The sequence below is a fragment of the Fulvivirga maritima genome (assembly GCF_021389955.1).
Taxonomy (GTDB): Bacteria; Bacteroidota; Bacteroidia; order Cytophagales; family Cyclobacteriaceae; genus Fulvivirga; species Fulvivirga maritima.
This window is the reverse complement of record NZ_CP089980.1, coordinates 691,648-701,330: the sequence shown is the minus strand read 5'-3', so window position 1 is coordinate 701,330 and position 9,683 is coordinate 691,648. Positions and strand designations below refer to the sequence as shown.

Below are 9,683 nucleotides of genomic sequence, written 5' to 3'. Positions count from 1 at the left end.
GGTCTATATGTTGTTATTAACCCGAAAGCACTCGTCACTTTTTGCTTCGAGAAGGCTTATTTTATTTTTTATGTTATTGGGCATGTTTCTACTAGGCACTAAGCAGGTAGAAGCACAAAGGAGTCCTACTTATACACAGTATATGTTTAATGGACTGGTGGTTAACCCGGCTTATACTGGCAGTCAGAAGGCTATGGCTTTTACAGCTGCTTATAGAAGTCAGTGGACTGGCATAAAAGGAGCTCCGGAAACGCAGCTTTTTTCTATGCATACTCCCGTGAAGTTTTCACGCTCTTCTGTAGGAGGTATGTTGGTGCATGATCAGGCCGGAGTGCTAAGTCAGACCACTTTAAATGGCACTTACTCATATTATATTCCTGTTTCTGCACATGGTAGAATAGCCATGGGTGGGCAGCTGGGCCTTTCTTATTATAGGGCTAATCTGGCTGATTTGGATATAGTAACTCAAGGTAATACCGTTGACCCTACCTTCATGGCTAATGAGGGAGATTTAATGCCTAACCTGGGCTTAGGAGTTTATTATTACTCTAAAACCACTTACGTGGGAATAGCCATGCCTACCGTGGTGAATAATAAATGGAAGAGTAATGATCAGGAAATAGAAGCCGAGCACCGTCATTATTTTCTTACTGCAGGTCATGTGTTTGATCTTAATCATGATTTAAAACTTAAGCCCAACGTATTGCTAAGATGGGTAGAAGGAGGCCCTATACATTATGACATTAATGTCAATGTATTTTTTAGAGATTTGGGCAGTGTCGGGGTTTCTTACAGCTTAGATAATGCTGTTTCTGGCTTGCTGGAAGTAAATATTACCAATCAGCTGGCTTTTGGTTACTCCTACGGATACTCCATCAACACCTTTAATAGGTGGGGAACTCATGAATTTGTTTTGAATTATCGCATCAGCAAAGATGCACATATTATCAGGTCACCTAGATATTTTTAGTTTTGAAGCGACAGTTTATTTTTTTGCTACTTGTTTTTGTTACTGCTGTAAAAGTAAATGCGCAGCATAGTCAACATGCTTATCAGGTTTTAGCTGATTCCTTATTTAAATACCATAACTATGTTAGTGCTGCTCAGTATTATGAGCGGGCTATAAAAAATTCATCTGACTCTAGTGCTGTCATGCTACAAGTGGCTAAGTCGTATGCAAAGGCCAATCAATTTAAAAAGGCTGAAGAATGGTATGATAAGGCGCTGAGTAAAGGAGCTGCTTTTACAGAAGAAGACACCTTTTACTATATCCGTCAGCTCGTGCAGATGGGCCATAAAAAGGAAGCTGAACATGAGCTTCAGAAATATCTTAATCGAGAGCCTGCAGCAGAAGTAGCGCGGTCATTATTGCTCAATATCAGAAATTCGCCTCAATACCTTACTGATTCCTCACAAGTGACCGTGAAGCCCATGCTTAATACTGAGGACCCTGAGTTTGCGCCTGTATATTATAAAGATGGACTCATTTTCACTGCTTCAAGGTCAAGGCTGCTGTCTCATAAGAAGTATTACTGGGATGATTCATTCTATTTGAATTTATACTATTCTCCATTTGCGCCAGATGGTTCTTTAAATACCCCTGAATTACTGAACAGGCACCTGGTAACAGATATGCATGATGGCCCCGCATCTGTCTACGCTGATGGTACCAAAATGATCATTAACAGAAACTCTCAAAGCAAAATAAAAGGGCTTAATGACATATTCATCTCTAACCTAAAACTCTTTGAAGTAGATCTGTCTGGTGATGCCAAAAACCTAAAAATAGAACCTTTAGCACTCAATAATTATAGCTATTCCTTTGCGCATCCTAATATTTCTGAAGAAGGAAATGTGTTATATTTTGTGTCTGATATGCCCGGGGGCTATGGAGGTACAGATATTTATGTTTCTCGAAGGTATAAAGGAATATGGAGTGAGCCCATGAACCTTGGGCCTACCGTGAATACTCCGGGAAATGAAGTTTTTCCATATTATGTAGATAATACCTTGTACTTTGGCTCTGATGGGCATGGCGGACTGGGAGGCTTAGATATTTTTAAAAGTAAGTGGGGAATGGCTGGTTTTGATCAACCAGAAAACCTGGGGTACCCGATTAATTCTAACAAGGATGATTTCGCTTTCATAACTAAGGATCATAAAAGTGGATATTTCTCATCTACTCGTGCGGGTAATGATGATATTTTCCGGTTTGATAGAAGCTCTCAAGAGATTAATATGGGAGCACAGGTAATGAGTGCAGCTTCAGGTGTGTCATTACCAGGAGCTGAAGTAGAGGTGATTACAACTGATGATAATATTCAGTTGAAAGCTGATGAAGATGGCACAGTATTATTTGAGCTGCCAGACCAAACGGCCTATATTTTAATTGCTAAAAAAGACGGAAAGACAGGAATTATATCAGGCATAGCCAGTACTGTGGAAGATGTAGAGCATATTATTCACCCTGTACAGGCTTTTGATGATGAAGAAAGTGTACTGTGCCTGGGTAATATTGCCAATGAAAAAGGCTTACCCAGAGAGCTGTCAGATATAGAAATTATTGATGTCACCACAGGCAAGAAAGTACCCGGAGAGATAGCCGGTTCACTGGTTAAGTTTGAAGGGGTAAAAGGACATCAATACAAAATACAGGCAGTAACACCAGGCAAGGCGGTAGTGAGTACCACCTTAACCTTGAGTAGTGAAGAGGAAGATGTAAAAAACTGGGAATGGGTGGTCAAGGAGCAACCAGCCTTTGTGATGCTCAGAGGGTATATTATTGATAAATCGTCAGGAAAACTCTTAAATAATATGAATGTGGATGCTATGAATCCACTGGGGGTTGATCAGAACGACATCACTAATGAAAGCGGAGAAGTAAACTTTCTGATTCCCGTTGGCGCGCCATACATGCTAGTGGCCTCTAATGGTGATCTGGTAGGTATGGAGTACGGTTTCATTGCTGATAATCCTGATTTTATTTCAGTAGAAGGAGATACAGTCTATGTTTCTGCAGAGCAACGGGCAGGAGCGCCCCGCATTTTAATGATTAGGGATAGTGAAGGCAGGGCTATTGAGACAGCTAAAATCACATTGATAAATGAAGAAACTGGAGAGAAAGTAGAACTGAAAAACCAGTATGGTCTTAGTAGCTTCCTGGGAGAGATGAATGGCGACTATAAAGTGCAGGTAGAAGCTGAAGGGTATGAATTGCTGGAAAGGGAAGTGAAAATTAATGATAATCAGAAGCAATATATTGCACTAACCCTGAGAAATGAAGCTACTGATGATGAATTGGTAACTATTGAAGTAATCAAAGAAGATGATAATAGCTTGGTGCCTAATGCCAACCTTGAGCTAGTGCGTTTTTCAGGATCAGAAAGGCTGCTTTCAGATGAAAATGGCATGGTATATTTTGAGGTTCCTCAGGGAGAGGCCTATATCATTTCTGGTGAAAAGGACGGCTGGAAAGGAGAGTATGCGGGCATTGCTGAAAACAAAGTACTTCAGCAATTGATATTAAGTAAAAACCCTCCTGTTAATACTAATTTATTGCAGGTAGTTACAGATCAGAATGGTAAGGTAATACCAAATGCCACTGCTCAAATTCTTGATCTTACTAACAATGAACAAATTGATGGAACCATAGAGAATGGTCTTTTGACTTTTCCTGTAGAGGAAGGTCATGAATATAAACTAATAGTTTCTGCAGATAATTACCTGCCACAAGAAGCAACAGCTAAATCTGACTTTCCTTTAAATAGAGACCTAAGTGAGTTGCCTACCATTCAGCTGGTGAAACAAGTGCCTGTAGCGGTTAAGGTAGATAATGAAGAAGGAACTCCTATTGATCCTGCCAGCTTGAAAGTAAAAGAGAGAGAGACAGGAAAGGAGGTTAAAGCTGATTTTGTAAACAATGAGCTGAAGTTTTTGGGTGCTCAGGGTAAGCAATATGATGTTTTTGTAGAGCAAGAAGAATATTTACCTGTTAAAGAAAAAGTAATTATACCAGCTAAAGCAGATAAGGTAGCCCCAGCTTATATACGTCTACAGCATTTAGGAGGTGAAACCCCTATACTAGCACAGGCGGATAGTTCAACACAACAGCAAGCTCCAGATATGGCTACAGCCTCGACTCTAGATAACGCTCAAGTAGAAGAACAGTCAAACAAAATGAAATATGTTAAACTTCCGTTGGAAGCAGTAATCATGTTCATTGCTAATCAGGATCCTGCAGGCTTACAAGCTGATTTATTTGATCAATATACGAAAGATGAATCAGAACAGCTGGTTGATGCATCGGTTGAGCTGAAGGGCATGGGCGATCAGATACTGGATGGAGTTGATATTTATGCTGTAAATGAAGAAACCGGAGAGAGAACAAAAGCTGAATTGAAAAATGGAATACTTTCCTTTAAAGCCAAACCAGGGAATTCTTATAAGATAGAAGGGCAAATTCCTGGATATCAACCGATCGGTGAATCATTGGCTGTTGATGAAAATGGAGAAATTCATCCTTCTTCCATCCAACTAGAAAGCTCAGAATTAGAGGAAGTAATCATCACTGCTCATCTGATGATCGATGGACAGGATGTAGAAGGAGCTGAAGTACAATTGCTCAATTCCATCTCTGGTGATGCTACTTTAGTGAGTGACGCCAATGGCAAAGTGAGTTTAAAAATGGCTCCAGGTTCTGCCTATATGATCATGGTAACTAAGGATGGCTATTCCACTATGTATACTGGCCTTTCTGATGCCGATGCCGGCAAAGAGCTGACTCTAGAATTGGAAAAAACACCAAGCGGCAAAGTACCGGTTTACACGAAAGTAGAAACTGCCGAAGGCACCACTTTAGCAGACGGCGAAGTAGAGTTAGCTGATGCCAATGGAGAAACCATCCGTGGAACGATTAAGGATGGTTATTTAACCTTCTATGGTAAACCAGGCTCTTCATACAACTTAACCAAAGGCTTACCAGGTTATAAACCAGTGACCACCGCACTAGCTGTAGAAGAAAAAGGCACAACTCAGCCGACCTCGATCCAACTAGAAAGCTCAGAATTAGAGGAAGTAATCATCACTGCTCATCTGATGATCGATGGTAAGGATGTAGAAGGAGCCGAAGTACAGTTGCTGAATTCCATTTCTGGTGATGCTACTTTAGTGAGCGATGCCAATGGCAAAGTGAGTTTAAAAATGGCTCCAGGTTCTGCCTATATGATCATGGTAACTAAGGATGGCTATTCCACTATGTATACTGGCCTTTCTGATGCCGATGCCGGCAAAGAGCTGACTCTAGAATTGGAAAAAACACCAAGCGGCAAAGTACCGGTTTACACGAAAGTAGAAACTGCCGAAGGCACCACTTTAGCAGACGGCGAAGTAGAGTTAGCTGATGCCAATGGAGAAACCATCCGTGGAACGATTAAGGATGGTTATTTAACCTTCTATGGTAAACCAGGCTCTTCATACAACTTAACCAAAGGCTTACCAGGTTATAAACCAGTGACCACCGCACTAGCTGTAGAAGAAAAAGGCACAACTCAGCCGACCTCGATCCAACTAGAAAGCTCAGAATTAGAGGAAGTAATCATCACTGCTCATCTGATGATCGATGGTAAGGATGTAGAAGGAGCCGAAGTACAGTTGCTGAATTCCATTTCTGGTGATGCTACTTTAGTGAGCGATGCCAATGGCAAAGTGAGTTTAAAAATGGCTCCAGGTTCTGCCTATATGATCATGGTAACTAAGGATGGCTATTCCACTATGTATACTGGCCTTTCTGATGCCGATGCCGGCAAAGAGCTGACTCTAGAATTGGAAAAAACACCAAGCGGCAAAGTACCGGTTTACACGAAAGTAGAAACTGCCGAAGGCACCACTTTAGCAGACGGCGAAGTAGAGTTAGCTGATGCCAATGGAGAAACCATCCGTGGAACGATTAAGGATGGTTATTTAACCTTCTATGGTAAACCAGGCTCTTCATACAACTTAACCAAAGGCTTACCAGGTTATAAACCAGTGACCACCGCACTAGCTGTAGAAGAAAAAGGCACAACTCAGCCGACCTCGATCCAACTAGAAAGCTCAGAATTAGAGGAAGTAATCATCACTGCTCATCTGATGATCGATGGTAAGGATGTAGAAGGAGCCGAAGTACAGTTGCTGAATTCCATTTCTGGTGATGCTACTTTAGTGAGCGATGCCAATGGAAAAGTGAGTTTAAAAATGGCTCCAGGTTCTGCCTATATGATCATGGTAACTAAAGATGGCTACTCCACCATGTACACTGGCCTTTCTGATGCCGATGCCGGCAAAGAGCTGACTCTGGAATTGGAAAAAACACCAAGCGGCAAAGTGCCGGTTTACACGAAAGTAGAAACCGCCGAAGGCACCACTTTAACAGACGGCGAAGTAGAGTTAGCTGATGCCAATGGAGAAACCATCCGCGGTGCGATTAAAAATGGTTATTTAACCTTCTATGGTAAACCAGGTTCTTCTTATAATTTAGCGAAAGGCTTACCATGTTATAAACCAGTGACCACCGCACTAGCTGTAGAAGAAAAAGGCACAACTCAGCCGACCTCGATCCAACTAGAAAGCTCAGAATTAGAGGAGGTAATCATCACTGCTCATCTGATGATAGACGGACAGGATGTAGAAGGAGCTGAAGTACAGTTGCTAAATTCCATTTCTGGTGATGCTACTCTAGTGAGTGATGCCAATGGCAAAGTGAGTTTAAAAATGGCTCCAGGTTCTGCCTATATGATCATGGTAACTAAGGATGGCTATTCCACTATGTATACTGGCCTTTCTGATGCCGATGCCGGCAAAGAGCTGACTCTAGAATTGGAAAAAACACCAAGCGGCAAAGTACCGGTTTACACGAAAGTAGAAACTGCCGAAGGCACCACTTTAGCAGACGGCGAAGTAGAGTTAGCTGATGCCAATGGAGAAACCATCCGTGGAATGATTAAGGATGGTTATTTAACCTTCTATGGTAAACCAGGCTCTTCATACAACTTAACCAAAGGCTTACCAGGTTATAAACCAGTGACCACCGCACTAGCTGTAGAAGAAAAAGGCACAACTCAGCCGACCTCGATCCAACTAGAAAGCTCAGAATTAGAGGAAGTAATCATCACTGCTCATCTGATGATCGATGGTAAGGATGTAGAAGGAGCCGAAGTACAGTTGCTGAATTCCATTTCTGGTGATGCTACTTTAGTGAGCGATGCCAATGGAAAAGTGAGTTTAAAAATGGCTCCAGGTTCTGCCTATATGATCATGGTAACTAAAGGTGGCTACTCCACCATGTACACTGGCCTTTCTGATGCCGATGCCGGCAAAGAGCTGACTTTAGAATTGGAAAAAACACCAAGCGGCAAAGTACCGGTTTACACGAAAGTAGAAACTGCCGAAGGCACCACTTTAACAGACGGAGAAGTAGAGTTAGCTGATGCCAATGGAGAAACCATCCGTGGAACGATTAAGGATGGTTATTTAACCTTCTATGGTAAACCAGGTTCTTCATACAACTTAACCAAAGGCTTGCCGGGTTATAAACCAGTAACCACCGCACTAGCTGTAGAAGAAAAAGGCACAACTCAGCCGACTTCCATCCAACTAGAAAGCTCAGAATTAGAGGAGGTAATCATCACTGCGCATCTGATGATCGATGGAAAAGATGCTGATGATTCTGAGGTGCAGGTATTGAATTTTGCTTCTGGAGATTCTCATCTGCGAAGTAATTCAGAGGGCAAGGCTGAAATTAAAATGGCTGCAGGTACTGCTTACTTGATAATGACCACTAAAGGAGATTATTCAGGAATGTATACTGGTCTTTCAGATGAAGATAATGGCAAAGAAATTTCTATTGCTATGATCAAAAATCCTAAAGGCAGAGTTCCTGTAACTGCTATTGTTCGTCATGAAGGGGGTGATGAAGTGCCGGAGGGTGAAGTGATAATAACTGATATGGAAAGTGGAGAGCAAGTTACGGGAGTGCTTGATAGAGGCTTCTTGTCTTTCTATGGTTTGCCAGGAAGCAAGTATAAAGTTGAGGTCATCACTGAGAAATATGCCAAAGAATCAGCCTTTATTGAAATTGATCGTAAAACTAAAAAGGCTAATCCTCTGGAGCTTATTTTAAGGTCTAACATTGGAGATAGAAAATCAATAGTAGCACACACCTTTACACTTTCTGATAGTGTTGCTGTAGCGGAAGCATCTGTGAAAGTGCTTAGCTTCTTAGTGGATGACATGACACTCATGACAGACAAAAATGGCATAGTCACTTTTGAGATTCCTGAAGGTTCAGCCTACATGGCTATTGCCAGCAAAGGTGAGCTGTCCGGCGTGTACTCAGGAGTATCAGGTGATGCTGAGAAGGTAGAGATAGGTATGGAGCCATACGGAGAAGATCAAATTCCGGTTGCTCTGATAGTGTTAGATGATAATAGAAAACCATTAGAGAAAGGACAGCTTATTATTACCGATACTACTTCTGCTGAAAGAGTGGTGCGTAGTATAGAAAATGGACTTCTTTCATTCAAAGGACAAAAAGGATCTGTTTATAAACTGGAAATCAGATCTGATGACTTTGCAGTACAGCAGGAGCATATTAGCGTAAGTAGAGATGCTTTTGGTCCACAGGCGGTAGAGGTTTCTTTAACTAGAAAACGACTACTGGCACTCAACCAAGATTCTAAACTAGTAATAGTAGATAACAGTAATCCTAAGGCTTATATCATTAATCAAGAATCTCATGAGGAGATAGTGGAGGAAGATGGTCAGTTGTATATTCAAAATGAAGCTGGTAAGCGACTTTTAGGTAAAGGAACAATTCAAATGTTAATGGATGATCCTGCTACTCTGATAGAAATGGAAAAATATCAAGGCCTCACCCTGGGTAATATATATTTCGACTTTGATAGCTACGCTTTAGATGATGAAGACACCAAGCAGTTGCAGAAGTTAGCCAATCTAATGAAAGAGTACCCGGCATTAAATGTATTGATCGCGACACATGCTGATATTAGAGGTAGTGCATCTTATAATATGAAGCTCACGCTGAAACGTGCAAAAGCCATAGAGACGTACCTGGGCAAGTTAAGCATGTCTCAGAAAAGAATAGATGCGAAATCATACGGTAAGTCGGCGCCAGTAGTGGTATGCCCTACAGGAGGCTGTAATGAGCAACAGCATAAGCTCAACCGTAGAGGTGAATTCCACTTATTTGTTGCTGCCGAGAAGGTCGAAGAAATGGAGCCGCTTACTATTAAAAAGCCTCAGCCTGTAAAAACACAGCCGTCAGCCAAGGTGAGAGTAGCCTCAAGCTATGAGGAATTATTGCAGAAATATGGTGAGGTGAAAAAAGAAGGAGTGGTGTTTAAAGTGGCAGTAGGTGCCTACAGACGTAATGATGATCTTACCTTTGATCAATTGAAAGATTTGGGAGAAGTAGAAAGGACATTAGTAAACGAAATGAACTATTATTACCTGACTCCTTATGAAACCTTCGGTAAATCTGAAGAAGTGAGGCAGCAAGTAATAGATCGGGGAGTAAAGGATGCCTACATAGCTGTTTTTTACAATGGAGAAAAAATAACCTTCCCTGAATTTATCGCACTCATGGAAGAGTAATGTGTTAAAATGATTCTACGATAGTAGATAATTAG

At 41.5% G+C, this 9,683-nt stretch carries 2 protein-coding genes; both read left to right on the top strand.

Going from position 1 to position 9,683, the window contains the following annotated elements:
- The first annotated feature begins 7 nt into the window (after nucleotides 1-7).
- A complete protein-coding gene (locus LVD15_RS02945) occupies nucleotides 8-970 on the top strand; it encodes a PorP/SprF family type IX secretion system membrane protein (protein WP_370687395.1) in 963 nt (320 codons plus the stop codon).
- A gap of 2 nt (nucleotides 971-972) precedes the next feature.
- The gene (locus tag LVD15_RS02940; RefSeq protein ID WP_233778796.1) at nucleotides 973-9,648 is read left to right on the top strand and encodes an OmpA family protein; all 8,676 of its coding nucleotides are present in this window, start codon (nucleotides 973-975) and stop codon (nucleotides 9,646-9,648) included.
- The last annotated feature ends 35 nt before the right edge of the window (nucleotides 9,649-9,683 follow it).

Coding starts and splice junctions, on each gene's coding strand:
- LVD15_RS02945 (WP_370687395.1), top strand. CDS start 8: ATGTTGTTATTAACCCGAAAGCACTCGTCACTTTTTGCTTCGAGAAGG.